Here is a 15,305-nt window from a genome sequence, read left to right as displayed (position 1 = left end):
GTGAGTCCCTATTCATTCTATAAATTTCAATCATTTATCATCTCCGCTAGGTGTTATGATGCCGCATTTGTTAAAATAAAAAAATCCCTTTCAGTTTGACATGAAAGGGATAACAAATTAAAAATCTAGGTATTAATGGTTAGGCAGTTCCTTTTAGGATTTTATTCCAATACAGCCATGGCAGAATCTTCGTTTTAAGAATCCACATGGCCCAATTTGGTTTTGCCTGATTTATCGGAAAAGTCATTTTTGGTGTATTTGTATAATCAAATTCAGCCAGCATCAGTTTTCCGTATTGTGTAGGAATAGGGCAGGCGCTGTATCCTTCATATTGGGCTGTAACGGTCTTTTTATCCATAACTGCCAAAAGGTTTTCAACCACAACCGGGGCTTGTTTTCGTATTGCCGCACCTGTTTTACTACAAGGCGCATTGATACAATCACCTAATGCAAATACATTAGAAAAACGGCTGTGCTGCAGTGTGTTTTTGTCTACTTCAACATATCCTTGTACATTCTGCGGATCTCTCAAAGGGCTGTTTTTTATAAAATCGGGTGCTGATTGCGGAGGAACTACGTGGCATAGATCAAACTTCAAAGTTACTTTTTTAAGTTCTTCCTGCGCGCTATCTTTTGTAATTTCGAAACTGCCTGCATTTTCAGATGACAGTTTTTGATTTAGATTTTCATCAATTTCTTTGGTTTCAAATTCTACCGTTTTGTTTTCACCATCTACTGCTGTAACATTAGCACCATAATGAACATGAATATTATATCTGGAAATTAATTCTTTTAATGTTTCCGCATATTCTTTGACACCAAATATTACGCTTGCTCCGGAAATATAATGAACATCACACTTGTCTAAAATCCCTTTTTTGCGCCAATAATCGCATGCTAAATACATGATTTTGTGTGGTGCTCCGCCGCATTTAATAGGCGTTGACGGGTTTGTGAAAACAGCTGTGCCACCCTTGAAATTTTCAATCATTTCCCATGTATAAGGCGCATACTGAAAAGAGTAGTTACTACTGATGTTATTTTTCCCTAATGTTTCTGTAAGTCCTTTTATTTTACTCCAATCCAATTGAATTCCCGGGCAGACCACTAAGTAATCATAAGTAAATTCATCACCTGTAAGGCATTTTACTTTGTTTTCAGCTGGCATAAACTCGGACACCGTTTCTTTGATCCAAGTAGTATTTTTTGGGATAACATCTTTTTCATTTCGAATGGTTTTATTGACATCAAAAATACCGGCGCCAACAAGTGTCCATGCGGGTTGATAATAATGTTTTTCCGAAGGATCAATGATTCCAATCGTTAAATTACTTTTTTTACGAAGTAATTGCGAGGCTACAGAAAGTCCTGCATTTCCCCCACCTATGACAAGTATTTGATAATGGTTTGGCATTTTTTAGATTTTTAGGATAATAAAAACAACCAATAATACGGCGTATTCTATTCTTTTCTAGTGACTTATGTCACATAAGGATTTATTTCAGAAAAAGTTCCTTAGTTATGATATACATTCCCATTACTAAAACAAACCATCCAAAGGCTGGTTTCAATTTATTACCATCAATTTTTTTAGACAGCGCCGTACCTATGAAAATCCCAACAATTGCAAATGCTGAAATTGTAAATAGGAATTGCCAATCGATAACATTTTCTCCACCTTCTCCAAAAAAACCAATTAAGGATTTGGCAGCAATAATTACTAAAGACGTTCCGACAGCTTCTTTCATGGGTAATTTACTCAAAATAACCAAAGCAGGAATAATTAGGAATCCACCTCCAGCTCCCACAAGTCCGGTGATTACTCCCACAAGCGCTCCTTCTAAAAGTATAAGCGGGTAATTAAATTTTTGTTCGTGTGGTTCTTCAGCAACAATTATTTTATCTTTTTTAATCATGCTGTAAGAAGCAATAATCATTATTACCGCAAAAAGCAACATTAAGAAAAGATCTTTAGTCAGAATGAAATTACCCATCGAAAATATTTCTTTAGGAATAGCAGGTACTATTAAAGCCCTTGTTGCAAAAACAGCAACAATGGATGGAATTCCAAAAACAATGGCAGTTTTGACGTTTACCAGCCCTTTTTTAAAATAGCCTACAGTTCCGACCGCACTGGTTAAACCAACAATAAATAATGAATAGGCTGTTGCAATCACGGGTTCTATTGCAAATAGATAAACCAATACAGGTACTGTAAGTATGCTTCCGCCACCTCCAATTAGTCCTAATGCAACGCCAATAAGTATTGACGCAAAATAACCGATATATTCCATAATTGTAAATTTTATGATGCAAATATTGTCAGTTTAAATTTTAGCTACAGTAACATTTATCACACTGCGGATTTTTTTTTGAAATTACAATGCTGATAACTGCTGCGACAATCGCCATCTTTTAGCATTCGGATACATAAATTAAAATGTGTTTTTGTTTTATATGGTGTTTAAAAAATGGTTTAAGGCGAATATACTTTACAAACAGTTATACCAGTGGCGGGTCAAAAGTAATATTAATGAATAAAATATTTGAAATCAGTAAAAAGAATATTTTTTTTCTTTTCCAACGGTCAAATTTGTTTTAGTACTTTCTTAATTGTAATAATTAAGAAAATATAAATGCCGGGTTAATACCAATCGCTGAAAAATTTAAAGCACATCTGTTCTTCAAGAATAATAAAAGGAAATATTATATCGAATTCTTTTGACACCAATCGAACGATATGAGTTGGGTATAAATTTATATATTTGTTATAGAAAAATAATTCGGCATGTTATGGTGGCCATATAATTCCATAAAAAAAACGGTAACTGCTTTTTAAATAGCTGTTTACCGTTTTTGTTGTGTGACCCCTACAGGACAAATTTCAAATCATTTTATGCAGGATTTAAAGATATTGGCTTATTATATGTAGGGTCTGTCTTTGATTGGCTCCCAAAATTTGGTTTTGATGTCCTGTTGGGGATTGATAGTAAAATGTACGTAAGAGTTGTCAAGTTATACAATACTAAAATTAATTAGTTAATCAATAAGATAAATTTAAATGTGTTATTAAATTCAAAATTAAGATCTAAAAGTCAAATAGGATATATTTAAATTAATAATTAACTGAAGATGATTTTTAAGAGTGAAATTAAAAAAGCATTATGATATTTTCTTTATAGGTTTGTCCTATTGGTACTTTATATCCACCTATTAGTATCCTGTTGCCTTCAATCTGTTTGATTTTATTTTTAGCAACTATAAAAGATTTATGGGTTCTTATAAAATCAAATTTTGGAAGCAACTGTTCCAAATCAGAAATTTTTTGAGGACTAACAATCATTTCATTCTTTACATATACTTTGGTATAATGTCCATAAGCTTCTATAAACAATAAATCTTCAAAATGAATTTGATAGTGTTTTTTATCACCTCTTAAAAAAAAGCTATTTATATTTGGTTCTGTTTCGTTTGGTGGCAATGCAACACTACTTTTTTTATTTTGAGCACTATCAAATGTCTTGTTAATGGCTTTTAGAAATCGGTCAAAGCTAAAGGGTTTCAATAAATAATCCGAAACATTAAGTTCATAACCTTCAAGAGCAAATTCTTTGTAGGCTGTGGTTACAATTATTTTGGGTGAATTGGGTAGGGTTTTTAAAAAATCAAAACCAGATAGTTTAGGCATGTTAATATCCAAAAACAGCAAATCGACAGTGTCCTCATTCAAAAATTGTAAGGCTTCAAAGGCGTTATAGCAATTTCCTTTCTTTTCTAAATAGGGTAAATTTTCGCAATAGTTTTCAATAATGCGATGGGCAATAGGTTCATCATCAATAATTAAATAGCGAAACATATCATTTCTATTTTAAGTTCTAATTTGTAAATAGAATCTTTAACATCTATTTTGATTTTATGTTTATCAGGATATAATAATTTCAATCGCTGTTTTAGATTCTGTATTCCAATCCCGGCAGTTTGGAAAGTTTCTTTTGCTTCGAAGTTATTTTCAATATCAAAATAAAGTATGCCAGCATCAATTTTTATATTGATATGAATATAAGCATCTTCGGTTATGCTTTCTACGCCATGTTTAAATGCGTTTTCCAACGGAATAATAAACAGTAAAGGCGCAATTTGATAATCAATTTCGCGACTGTGATTAAATACAATATCGACTCTTTTCTGATATCGTATTTTATGCAATTCAATATAGTTTGTTAAGTATTCTATTTCATTTTTTAAAGGTACAACATCTTCTTTTCCCATATAAATAGTATAACGCATTATGTCGGATAATTTTAAAATAACATTTGGTGCATCATCAGATTTTTCAATTACTAAACCATATAAATTATTTAAAGTATTGAAAAAAAAATGGGGATTGATCTGGCTTTTCAACAACGATAATTCTGCTTTTGTTTTTTTTGATTCTATTGTTTTCATCCATTTCCATTGCTGATAAAACCACGTTAAAAGCAGCACAAAAAAAGGAGCTGTCAAAATGATTTTTATTTCTTTTTCCTGCTGAAAGTATCTATTTATATCATTAATATATACTCTTAGATAGTAGAAATAACCCAATACCAAGCCATAATAACTCATTACAATCAAGGCGTACTTTTTGAAATAATAAGGAGTTATGATGGCGAAAAAGGATAGTACAACACAAACTAATCCAATAAAGGTTATGGGATTGTCAATTATTTTGGAATTCAGATCATTTATAATGATTACAAAAAAAACAAAAAGCAGAACAAGCAACTTTAGAGAAATGGTTTTATGCTTTTTTAAAAACGAAAAATAATGAATGGGTAAGGAGACTAGAAACCAGCTAAAAATAAAACTTAGGATATTCGCTATTGTTCCAGAATTGTCAATGTAAATAATATTAAAATACAGTAGCACAACTACTGCAATCCTTTGGATTAGAAATCCATACAAAAAGGCTTTGTACTTTTTAAAAAATTCAATCATGAGTCAAAATTAACAAAAAATGACTTTTTCCCAGTACAATCTGCACCAAATCACTTAAAAGAAGCACAAACGCTGCTTTTTTAGGCTTAAACCGGATTTGAACACAAATTATATTGTATGTGAATATATTTTACTAGTTGATGATAAATATTTTAGCCCGTTTTAGTTTACTGATATGTTTGCTGAAAATTATATATAGTAAAACGAAAACATTATGAAAACCTATCTTAAAACAATGCTGCTGATTTTATTTGTAACCGTGCAAAATACGACAGCACAAGACACTAATCGATTACTGAATACAAAGGAGAAAAATGAAGTTGTATTGGCAATTAAAACTCATCTTGAAGTAGCTTATATCGATTTGGAATTATCCAAAAAAATGATAATGCAATTGGATAAAAATTTAAAATCTGATACATATAATAAAATTACAAGTCCTGTTGAATTCGCTAAAACTGTAACAGAGGATTTGCAAAGTATTAGTAAAGATTTGCACCTAAAAGTTCGATTTGAACCAGAGCGTATTGCTCGGGAAAAACTTGCTGTTTCGGAAGAAAAGCGATTAGAAATGGAGAAAAGAACAGCTATGCAAATGACCGAAATAAATTACGGATTTACAGAGGTGAAAATAATGGAAGGAAACATTGGTTATTTAAATTTAAGTCAGTTTGCAGATATAAAATATGCTGAAGAAACAGCAACAGCTACAATGAATTTTTTAAGTAGTACCAATGCAATCATTATCGATCTACGCTCAAATGGAGGTGGTGTTCCCAGTATGATGCAGTTGTTATCGAGTTATTTTTTTGATGAAAAACCTGTTTTATTAAGTGATTTTTATGAGCGAGCAACAAATACAAAAACACAACTGTACACATTTGAAAATGTAAAGGGAAAACGAAGTACAAACAAGCCTCTTTATATTTTAACCAGTAAACATACTTTTTCGGCGGCAGAAGCATTTACTTATACTTTAAAGCATTTAGATAAAGCTATTGTAGTTGGTGAAATTACAGGCGGAGGTGCGAACCGAACCAAACGAATTAATTTGAATGATGAGTTTACAATTTCGATGCCATACATCCAAGCCATTCATCCAGTAACAAAAACCAATTGGGAAGGAAAAGGTGTGCATCCAGACATTAAAACGAATGAAAAAACAGCTTTGGTAAATGCTTATGTAGATGCCATTAACAAAACTGCTAAGGGCAATAAGAATATTCTTTTAAATAAAATTGGCTATGCTCTTTTAAAAGAAAAATCAGTTGATAATGCTATTGTTGTATTCGAAGAAAATGCAAGATTGTTTCCAGATGATGCAAATACTTGGGATAGTTTAGGTGAAGCCTATTTTATAAACAATGATAAAGAAAACGCACTAAAATCATTCAAAAAAGCTTTAGCATTAAATCCTAATTCAGAATCAGCAAAAGCAATGATCCAGAAACTAGTAAACATTAAATAAAAAAGAAGCTAGTTGGCGGTAATTAAAACTAATTGGACAATGAAAAAAAACATAATTAAACTTTTAGCACTGGCATTTGTAATATTCTCAAATGCTTGCAATACCAAGAAACCAGAAACAAAAAAGAATAATTCTTCGATAGAGGAAAATCTATACTTTGGGTATAAGCCACCAGGACTAAATCCTGAAGTTTTTGTTCCTAAAAAGAGTACTTCTGAAGATTGGAAACTAGGGAACGAGGACTCTTTGAATATGGAAGAGTTTTACTTCACTTACTCAGGTAATGACCCTTTTCAGCCTGCCGTTGTTGTTTATCGGCAAGAAGAAAATTATTATAGAGCTAGTAAATATACTTTTCATCCCAGTGGTACTGAAAATAGCAACATCTTATACTCAAGGCATAACTATATTGAACGTACAGATTTTGGTTGGTCAAAGCTAAAAAGCCTAGGTCCAATGTTTGACAGCAAAGATTTGGGCATTATGGTGTTGTCAATATCCGCCAATGGCACTATTGTTTTTGATGATTATAAAACTGATGACGGAATCCGTATATCAAGGATTAAAGACGGTAAACAGGAAGAACCAAAACCACTCGGCAAGGAGATTAACTCAGGGAAATTGGTCGCCCACCCCTTTATTGCGCCTGATGAATCCTACTTAATATGGGATAGCGAGCGAGAAGAAGGATATGGTAAGTCCGATAATTATATCAGTTTTCGACAGCAAGATGGTTCATGGGGTTCAGCTATTAATATGGGAGATAAGATAAATTCAGAATTAGTAGAAAATGGTGCGAGGTTAACACCTGACGGAAAATATTTTCTTTTTAGAAGGTCAGAAGAAAAAGTAAAAGAGGATGGAAGTACATATTGGGAGACTAAAGATTATTGGGTTGACGCTAAAATCATTGAACAGTTAAGACCTCAATAATGATTTCATATAAAATATAACCATCGCCAACAGCACCTACCCAAAAGTGGCGGTTCAGTGGTTAAATCTAGCTTTATGCATCTATCAAATTTTTCTGGACTTGGGTAGTTAATCGCCAGGACATTTCAAAAAAAAATTAAGCATCGATTCTTTGAGTAAATTAATGCAAAGGCGTTTTAGAATTGTAGTTCTTTACGTTGTATCTTACCTGAACCTCAAATACAATTTAATTTATTCACAGGTGAAAACTTAATTTATGTAAAGAAATTAACAATATTGAATTTGCTTAATTTAAAGTACATTTAATAATGGATTTTCTGTGTCTCAATATCATTTGTCAGTATGACGGGAAAGAATGCAGGCGATAATATATTCCGCCAATTAGGAATTGTTTAAGAGCTTCAAGATGTATTAATGAAAAACGAAAACAAATATATTGATTAATACTTTTTTTACAAAAAAAAGGCGCCAATTGTCTTCAATTGGCGCCTTTTGGCTGTGGTGACCCCAACGGGACAAATTTCAAATCATTTTATGCAGGATTTAATGAGATTGGCTTATTATATGTAGGGGCTGTCTTTGAATGGCACGAACAATTTGGTTTGGATGTCTTGTTGGGGATCGAAGAAAAATGAAGCGTCAAAAAAACAAATCCTTCTCTCTTTTTATTAAAACCAACTTAGCTTTTTGTGGCATAAGGTAGGAACTCAATTCAGGTCTTTTTACATATTGCTGCCTCAGGAACTCTTAGTATCTTGCCACTTTATTCTACATGATATGGCGCTAAAAATTGGAAGAAATGATCTTTGTCCCTGTGGATCCGGGAAAAAAAATAAAAAATGTCACAATATTGACAGACTGCCGGATAATCCCGGCACTCAAAAAACGCTTTCAAAAATGGAAACATACGTAAAGGAATACGACTCACATGTTGTTATGAATGAGATCATAGGTTTGCAGCTTATGGCTGAAAATCACGGAAAAAATATACGTATTGAAGAAATAGCAGTACTGGCAGCTAAAAGTCTTAGCAATGGCAAGCCGGGAGATAAAGCAGTACTTAGAGAAATATTGCAGCGGGAATATACGGCGGATTCAATGGAAGATCCTCCAGAGAATCTATTTACCGAAAACGTCGTGTTTTTTCATGGGAACCATATTGCATTTCCAGGGATTGCCGCACATACTGCTGACATTTTTCTTAGTTTCAGCCAGGTAGTTTTTAACTCGGGAACTGTGTTTCCGAAAGAATTCACCGACGAAGTATATCAGGGAATTGGCCTAATTCTGGAACTGGGAGACCAGCTGGCCCGCATGGCTGGTCTAAGGGGTAATATGGAAAGTATCGGATCAAAAGGGAGAATGAAAGTTTGTGATCTTCAGGCAGACTTTTCCATCTCTGAGCTGGAATTGGAGGAACTATGTCAAAAGATCCATGTTAATTCCAAAATCATAAATCAATTTATTCTGGACCCAGATGTCGCTTTAGATGTGGATGATTCTTCAATGATGCCGTTACTTTTTTATCCTATAACCTATTATCACGGACGTTATTATTTTGTCCTTGTATCAAATCAGCTTAATGCCCTAAATGAATTTATACTTAGAACAGCGTTAAAATTTGGATGTCAGGAAGTTTTTTTAAAGGCGTATCGCGAAGAGCTTTGGGGACATATCCGGGTAGCATGTGCAGAGATGAAATGGAGAGAAACAGATATTAAACTCGACCCTTTCCCTGATGCCAATTCTCCCAATGAAGCAATTTATTCTTTCGATCATAACAGACTTGCGTATGTGACTCTTGATACTCCACTGAGCATACCTGACGTTTCGGTTAGTATAGGTTCTGAAATGCATCCGCCCAAAATGGACAATAGGCTGAGGAATGTAGCAAATACAATATTAGATGATCAAAATAGGCAGGACTGCCAGCTGCTTGTACTTCAGCTTACAGATTCCTGCGGGCGCACCAGAATGGGACGATTTATGAAACCCAGAGATAGGGAATTTAGGCTGCCGTTTAATGTTCATGATTTTTTAAATCTATCGAAGGGAGAAGACTGGGAAAAGCACAGCTTATGGAAGTTTGCAAAAGCACTGGCAAAATTTAACAGCAAAACACAAACGATGGGCGATGCCGTAGAACTGTACAGCCTCTATAAACAAAAAAGTTCAGGATTTTATTTTTCGGATGACATAATGCCAGATTTTCTTGCGGTGGTTCCTGGTGAGGGAAGCGATCTTATCAGAGGATCCAAAATAAAACAGAATTATCATGCTTCTTCTTTCCTGAATGATGGAATGCTGGGATTTTTACCTGTGGTTTCCTGTGGGGATTTTGCTCCGATTTATAAGCCAATCAGGCATATAGGATATTTTATTGAGTCATTGGAAAGTTTCCGTTCCCCTATCTGGATGACAAGCTATCAGGTAAAAGATCATGGTATGGCAGGAATTGTGCGCCTTTATACCAATGCATTATCATTCTGGCTTGACCAAATGAAGCCGGCTTTAGAAGCGGTTTTAAATCCGCATTTGAAGCTTCCCGTTGAAATAAGGCTTGAGCTTGATCCGGTAATATTTACTGGCATGACTTCCCAGGAGCTTTCAGAAATTCCAAAAGAAGAATATGGAGTAGCCTTCACAGATAATGTACTTACCATTAGCATTCCGGGATCTTCGATTTGGTCTTTTACAGGGGCAAATAATGAAGGCGAGCGGGAACTTATGCGACATACATTGAAGAGTTTCCGTTTGTTGGGAGTTACGCTGGAAGATAAAACTATCGAGGAAATCTTGAATAAGTTTATGCCTTTGGGCCAGGCTAAGATGATGCTTTTTTTTGACAGTCAGGAAGATCTTATGATTGACAGGAGATGGCTTATGGAGCCTTTGCTCTTATCGGATGCTGAAAAGGAAATGCTGATGGACCAGCTGCCGATATGGATAATGGAGCATATGGTCATACCGGAGCAAATTACGACTCGTGATGATAAAAAACAGCTTTTCAATACCGGTACTAATGTTCTTCTTGAAAAACTGAAAGAGGAAATTTCAAGATATGAAAATGCTGCATTGCTCGTGTTACTGCTGAACCTTCATGAGTCTATTGTGCAAAAGAGGGAGTATGAAAAAACAATAATCCCAGCCCAGCTGATTTGTTTTGGAAATAAGGAGGGCAAGCTGGAGGAAATACGGGAGAATGGACGAATGCAGGTTCGGACATCGGTATCTCTTCGCAATTTAATAGAGTTCCTTGCCGCACAGCCTGTAAAAGGAACACTTATTCCTTCGCTGGACGACGTGGACAGGCTACTTGCGCTTATGCATGAGATAACCTCTTTTGGTATGATGAGTGATGCTGTCTATTTTAATATGGATGATCCAGAAGTGGGTATACTGCCATCGGGAAGAATTGGATTTATTTCAGATCTTTTTTCTGAAAAGATGGAACCTTTCAGTTTGGCAAATGCCAGAGCAGATATTGACAGTAAACTGGAAGATTTTGCAGGGCGGTTTTCTATCTACCAGCCTGCAGATGCGGGAGAAATACCCCCAGAGGTTCAGGAATACATCAACAGGCATGACGCAGCATTCCTTGCTGACTGGTCAGTAAGCTGGAGCAACCTGAATAAAATTTCGTATTATGCATCAAACTTTTGTATTGAAGAAGAAGCATCCGTAATTACGATGCGTGAATCGGATTTTATAGAACGCCTTGTAAACGAGGCGGCTATGCCTGAAGACCAGGTCTGTGCAGGTATCGAAAAATTAGTGCTTTCTCCTCGTGATTCTTTTTTAAAAGCTCCTGATGGCTATTCAAACAATGAAGTATTTCCATGGAAATATAACAGGGAGTTCAGCCTGACCAGAAGGTTTCTTGTACGGCATTCTAATGACGCTGGAGACAGCATGCTTTCTTGGGGTTTTAGAAGCGCTACCGCTGCTAGACACCAGATGGATTACTTAATGCGCGGTGCAAGACTGACCAACGGAGGGGAGGAAATCAAAAAACTGATTGGCGGTTATGCCGATCAAAGAGGGACTGATTTCAGAAATGTAGTCCATGACTGGGCGGCGCAACAAGAAGGTTTTGAGGTTATTGGGTATGAAGTCCCGATAATGCCGGGTGGGACACTTAATGCGGACAAGTCTTACGGAGATGTGGACGTACTCGCGTTTCACAGACCTTCAGCGACAGTTTTTAGCCTGGAGTGCAAGAATACAAGTCAGGCAAAAAATATTCATGAAATGAAAACGGAAATGGATCGTTATCTCGGAAGGGACGGCAAAAAAGGGATGGTGCATAAACATCTGGAACGTGATACGTGGCTTAATGCAAACTTAGGACAGGTGCAGAAGCTTCTGAAGTTTGACGATGCGCTGACGGTAAAATCGTTTATGATCTCCTCTCAGGTAGTGCCTACGCCGTATATCCGGGCAGGAGAACTGCCAATGCCTATCGTGGCTTTTCCGGATTTGAAGAGAGAAGGTGTAGGACTGTTATTTTAATTAGGACGGGGGAACTAAAGAATCAGATCGATTTTATCCTCAGGCATTGTGCAAGTGGCGGGGGCGGCAAGAAAAATCAATGAGGAGGCAAAAATATATGATAAAAAACTGCAGGAGATCAAGTATGAAAAGAGGGAGTTTCCTCACTGCATAGTACTGGTATCCGAACTTTTTGGATTTGGGGACTGGAAGAAGATAATAGTGGAAATATGCAGCGCCATGGTAGAGAACAGAATTTATCTCAATGTGATGGATCTTTCTGAATTCATGCAGTATGTAGGCCACGCAAGGGGCAGCGCAGACCGCTTCAATCTGATGCTCATCGAGCGTGTGGAGGCGTTTGTAAAGCATGAGACCATCAATATGAAGCTTAATTTCACTTATGAGCAAGACAAATTTGAAACGTAGCGAATTCCAAAATGCGGTTTATCATTGCCGTTTCTGAAGTTAACATAAAAATTATCTTATGTTTTTTGGTTTTACAGCATCAAATCCAGCTGAAATAACAAATACATTAATAATATGAACTCAGCCTATTTATATGTTCGTGTAAGTACGGACGAACAAAAAAGAAAAGGTTACTCCTTGCCAGAGCAGGAGGACAGACTATTGAAGTATTGTAAATATTACGATATCGAAGTCAAAGGCATTTATCGCGAAGATTTCTCAGCGAAGAATTTCAATAGACCAGAATGGAACCAATTATTCTCAGAAATCAAAAAGAAATCATCAGGAGAAGATAAAAATATACTATCTATCAAATGGGATCGATTTAGTCGTAATATTGAATTTGCGTACGAAATGATTGGAAAGCTTCGGAAATATAAAACAACAGCAAAGGCTATTGATCAGCCAATTGATTTCTCTGTGCCGGAAAGTACTGTTATGCTCGCTGTATATTTAGCAGTTCCAGAGCAGGATTCGAACCAACAAGCTGGAACCCGCGCCTATACTGCATTTTTACTACTTATAAACTAATGTGCCACGATTTTGCCACAAAACTCAACATGACAATTTTTAAGTTATTTTTTAATTAAATTATTGAATTAACTTGTTTAAAATGAATGATGTAATTCATGTTTTAAAAATCAAAGTTAAGTAATTTTATGACAATCCAAAAAGTTTATTTAATATTTTGCCAGTTTAACGCTAGTTTAATATTTTTTACCAATAGTATCCTAAACGTTTTCTAGAATCAATTGTAATAATTTGAAATACAGCAAAATACATTGATTTTTGTACAAGGTGGTTGGTTTTTTAATCACTTGATTTTGTGCCAATTAACCCTATTTTTCGATTAATTGCTTTTTGATGGAAATGCGTATCGAACCCCAAGAATAAATGTGATTGTAAATTGTATTTACTTTTTTAGCAGTGATTTAATGAACGAAAAAAAAGAACAAATGAGTCATTTTTTCATTTGTCCTGACAAGTAGCCCATCCGAAGAAATATCGAACTTTTTTATACAAAATCTGGAGCGATTATTAAGCATTCTTATAAACAGCACTACTATTTTAAAAGAAACATTTTGTAGTTGAAATATTAACTCTTCGTCAAAAAACGGAAACTCTTCAAGAATTCAACTTTTACCTATTCCAGAAGAATCAATTCTAAAATACTCCAATCACCCACATGGATAAATGAAGACAGATTATTAATCATATTATAATACTTTATTTGGCACGAATGTCAAAGGGTATGTAGTTGGTACGCAAGTATCATGGGCTGTAATTGTGTAAAATTTTCACCTTAAAAAAATTGTATCTTGCCTCAATGACCACTAATGAACTGGAAAATAGTCTTTCTTCGGAACTTTTCATGCGGGTTCATAAATCCTATATAGTAGCCATTGCTAAAATTAAAGATTGGGAGCGGAATACGGTCATCATCAATAACGAGAAAATTCCGGTGGGCATTACCTATAGAAGGGCATTGACGGAACGGTTAAATTTAAAATAGGCAATAGGATTAAAAATTGAAATTGAGTATAAAATTGATATTACTCATATTTGTTTTATTGAAAACATAATTTTTGTTAGCATAGGTTTCTCCCACATTGAACTTGTGCACATACAATAATTGTGCATCAAAACCTTTTAACATTCCCTGAAATTGGTAGCGAACATCAGCATTGGTTTGAACATAAGAAGGCAATCCGTATTTATTTAATGCAACGTTTCTCACATCCGGCAAATCAAAATAACCCACAGCCAGATGCGATTTGAATGTCTTTTTTGGATTCGTATATTGTATTTTAGTCATTACCGCATGTACATCTCCAAAACCTTCATTTCGTTCTCTGGCCATAAAGGTGTAAAACGGGTCTCGTCCCCATTCTCGGGGCATTAAATACCTGCCTTTGGCCGTTATTCGGTTGTAATTTAAAGTAATTTCTATTTTTTTATTTTGCCAGCCTAATCTTCCTCCAAAAGTTTGAGAATTACCGTTTTTTTCAAAATAGGTTTTGCTTGGATCTTCATTTCCACCAAAATTTAGTGCGTTTTGGTATATCGTCTGAAATCCGAAAAGCAGTTTTGAATTTGGATTTAAATCGTATTTATAATCCATTTGGAATAGTGCCGAATTGAATAAATTCTCAGCATACTGATTCCATAAAAGTGTCTTTAAATTCTTTATCGATTCATTTTGTATGCCAACAATATAAATTCCATCACTGTCTAGATTTCCGGCATAATCGGATTTTGTTCCATCAGGATTCACGCCTGTTGGATAAATTCCAATGGATTCTCCAACTCTAAAATATTTCATGGTGCTTCGTGGCGAAATTCCGTATAGGTAACCCACATTAATTTTAGTTTTTTTGAGTTCATTAAAATCAATCCAAATTCCATCCACTTCTGTAGGCCGCATTCTGCCATCCTGCAGGTTTATAAAAGAGGTGTTCAGCAGTTGTTTTCCAATAGTTACATTAGAATTTTTGTAGTTGTACTTTAAATATAATTCTTCTAACCGGCTTAAATTGCCTTTACTTGATGCATTTTGAAAATCAAAAAGCGCTACTTCGTATCTATTGGATAAATTTGTTACCGGGTCTTTTTTAGAAAAATCAGAGGAACCGATATCATAAATGTAATAGCCGCTGACACCAAATTGAAAATTATGAAATTTAGCGGTTTCAAACTTTACGCCGCCACCAAGAGCATTGGCATAATAATCAGATAAGCCACTTTCATTGTTGGTACCCATAAAAAAATAGCGAAAATGGCCGCTGAAGTTTCCGTTTTTGAAAGCATTTAAAATTGATGTGGAATCAATTTTTTCATTACTTTTTTCTTTCCAAACGGTTGGCTTGTCGGAAATTTCCTGATGTTGTGCCGAGGAATGGATACTTATTAAAAGTAAAAAAGTTGAAATTATTATAGAGAAAAAAGATTTCATTTGTAAGTCTTTAAT

11 protein-coding genes are annotated in these 15,305 nt (G+C 34.9%); 6 read left to right on the top strand and 5 right to left on the bottom strand.

Annotation, left to right across the window (positions count from 1 at the left end):
- Positions 1 to 139 precede the first annotated feature (139 nt).
- The 4 genes from E0F89_RS06845 to E0F89_RS06830 form a co-directional block, all read right to left on the bottom strand.
- Positions 140 to 1,414: an NAD(P)/FAD-dependent oxidoreductase gene (locus E0F89_RS06845; RefSeq protein WP_131909064.1), complete on the bottom strand. Its 1,275-nt coding sequence runs from the start codon at positions 1,412 to 1,414 to the stop codon at positions 140 to 142.
- Between the two features lie 82 nt (positions 1,415 to 1,496).
- Complete coding sequence (locus E0F89_RS06840; RefSeq protein ID WP_131909063.1) at positions 1,497 to 2,294, bottom strand: sulfite exporter TauE/SafE family protein; 798 nt, start codon at positions 2,292 to 2,294, stop codon at positions 1,497 to 1,499.
- Between the two features lie 857 nt (positions 2,295 to 3,151).
- Complete coding sequence (locus E0F89_RS06835; RefSeq protein ID WP_131909062.1) at positions 3,152 to 3,856, bottom strand: LytR/AlgR family response regulator transcription factor; 705 nt, start codon at positions 3,854 to 3,856, stop codon at positions 3,152 to 3,154.
- On the bottom strand, positions 3,841 to 4,977 hold the full coding sequence (locus E0F89_RS06830) for a sensor histidine kinase (RefSeq protein ID WP_131909061.1): 1,137 nt from the start codon (positions 4,975 to 4,977) through the stop codon (positions 3,841 to 3,843). The genes E0F89_RS06835 and E0F89_RS06830 overlap by 16 nt, the downstream gene beginning before the upstream one ends.
- A 214-nt stretch (positions 4,978 to 5,191) precedes the next feature.
- Here E0F89_RS06830 and E0F89_RS06825 point away from each other — a divergent pair, with 214 nt between their 5' ends.
- The 6 genes from E0F89_RS06825 (at position 5,192) to E0F89_RS06800 (ending at position 13,850) form a co-directional block, all read left to right on the top strand.
- On the top strand, positions 5,192 to 6,445 hold the full coding sequence (locus tag E0F89_RS06825) for a S41 family peptidase (RefSeq protein WP_131909060.1): 1,254 nt from the start codon (positions 5,192 to 5,194) through the stop codon (positions 6,443 to 6,445).
- Between the two features lie 39 nt (positions 6,446 to 6,484).
- A complete protein-coding gene (locus E0F89_RS06820) occupies positions 6,485 to 7,378 on the top strand; it encodes a PD40 domain-containing protein (RefSeq protein ID WP_099715199.1) in 894 nt (297 codons plus the stop codon).
- A 777-nt stretch (positions 7,379 to 8,155) separates the two neighbouring features.
- The gene (locus E0F89_RS06815) at positions 8,156 to 11,890 is read left to right on the top strand and encodes a YecA family protein (RefSeq protein WP_131909059.1); all 3,735 of its coding nucleotides are present in this window, start codon (positions 8,156 to 8,158) and stop codon (positions 11,888 to 11,890) included.
- Positions 11,891 to 11,944: 54 nt separating this feature from the next.
- Positions 11,945 to 12,298: a hypothetical protein gene (locus tag E0F89_RS06810; RefSeq protein WP_131909058.1), complete on the top strand. Its 354-nt coding sequence runs from the start codon at positions 11,945 to 11,947 to the stop codon at positions 12,296 to 12,298.
- Positions 12,299 to 12,412: 114 nt separating this feature from the next.
- Positions 12,413 to 12,868 (top strand): recombinase family protein, encoded by a 456-nt coding sequence (locus E0F89_RS06805; RefSeq protein ID WP_243699493.1) that lies wholly within the window; start codon positions 12,413 to 12,415, stop codon positions 12,866 to 12,868.
- A 754-nt stretch (positions 12,869 to 13,622) separates the two neighbouring features.
- On the top strand, positions 13,623 to 13,850 hold the full coding sequence (locus E0F89_RS06800) for a LytTR family DNA-binding domain-containing protein (protein ID WP_262709521.1): 228 nt from the start codon (positions 13,623 to 13,625) through the stop codon (positions 13,848 to 13,850).
- A 9-nt stretch (positions 13,851 to 13,859) separates the two neighbouring features.
- Here E0F89_RS06800 and E0F89_RS06795 read toward each other — a convergent pair whose 3' ends face one another.
- A complete protein-coding gene (locus E0F89_RS06795) occupies positions 13,860 to 15,290 on the bottom strand; it encodes an OprD family outer membrane porin (protein ID WP_131909056.1) in 1,431 nt (476 codons plus the stop codon).
- Between the last annotated feature and the right edge of the window lie 15 nt (positions 15,291 to 15,305).

Origin of the sequence: Flavobacterium caseinilyticum (assembly GCF_004349085.1) — a bacterium.
In the GTDB taxonomy this organism is placed as follows: domain Bacteria; phylum Bacteroidota; class Bacteroidia; order Flavobacteriales; family Flavobacteriaceae; genus Flavobacterium; species Flavobacterium caseinilyticum.
This window is presented reverse-complemented; position numbering and strand designations above follow the sequence as displayed.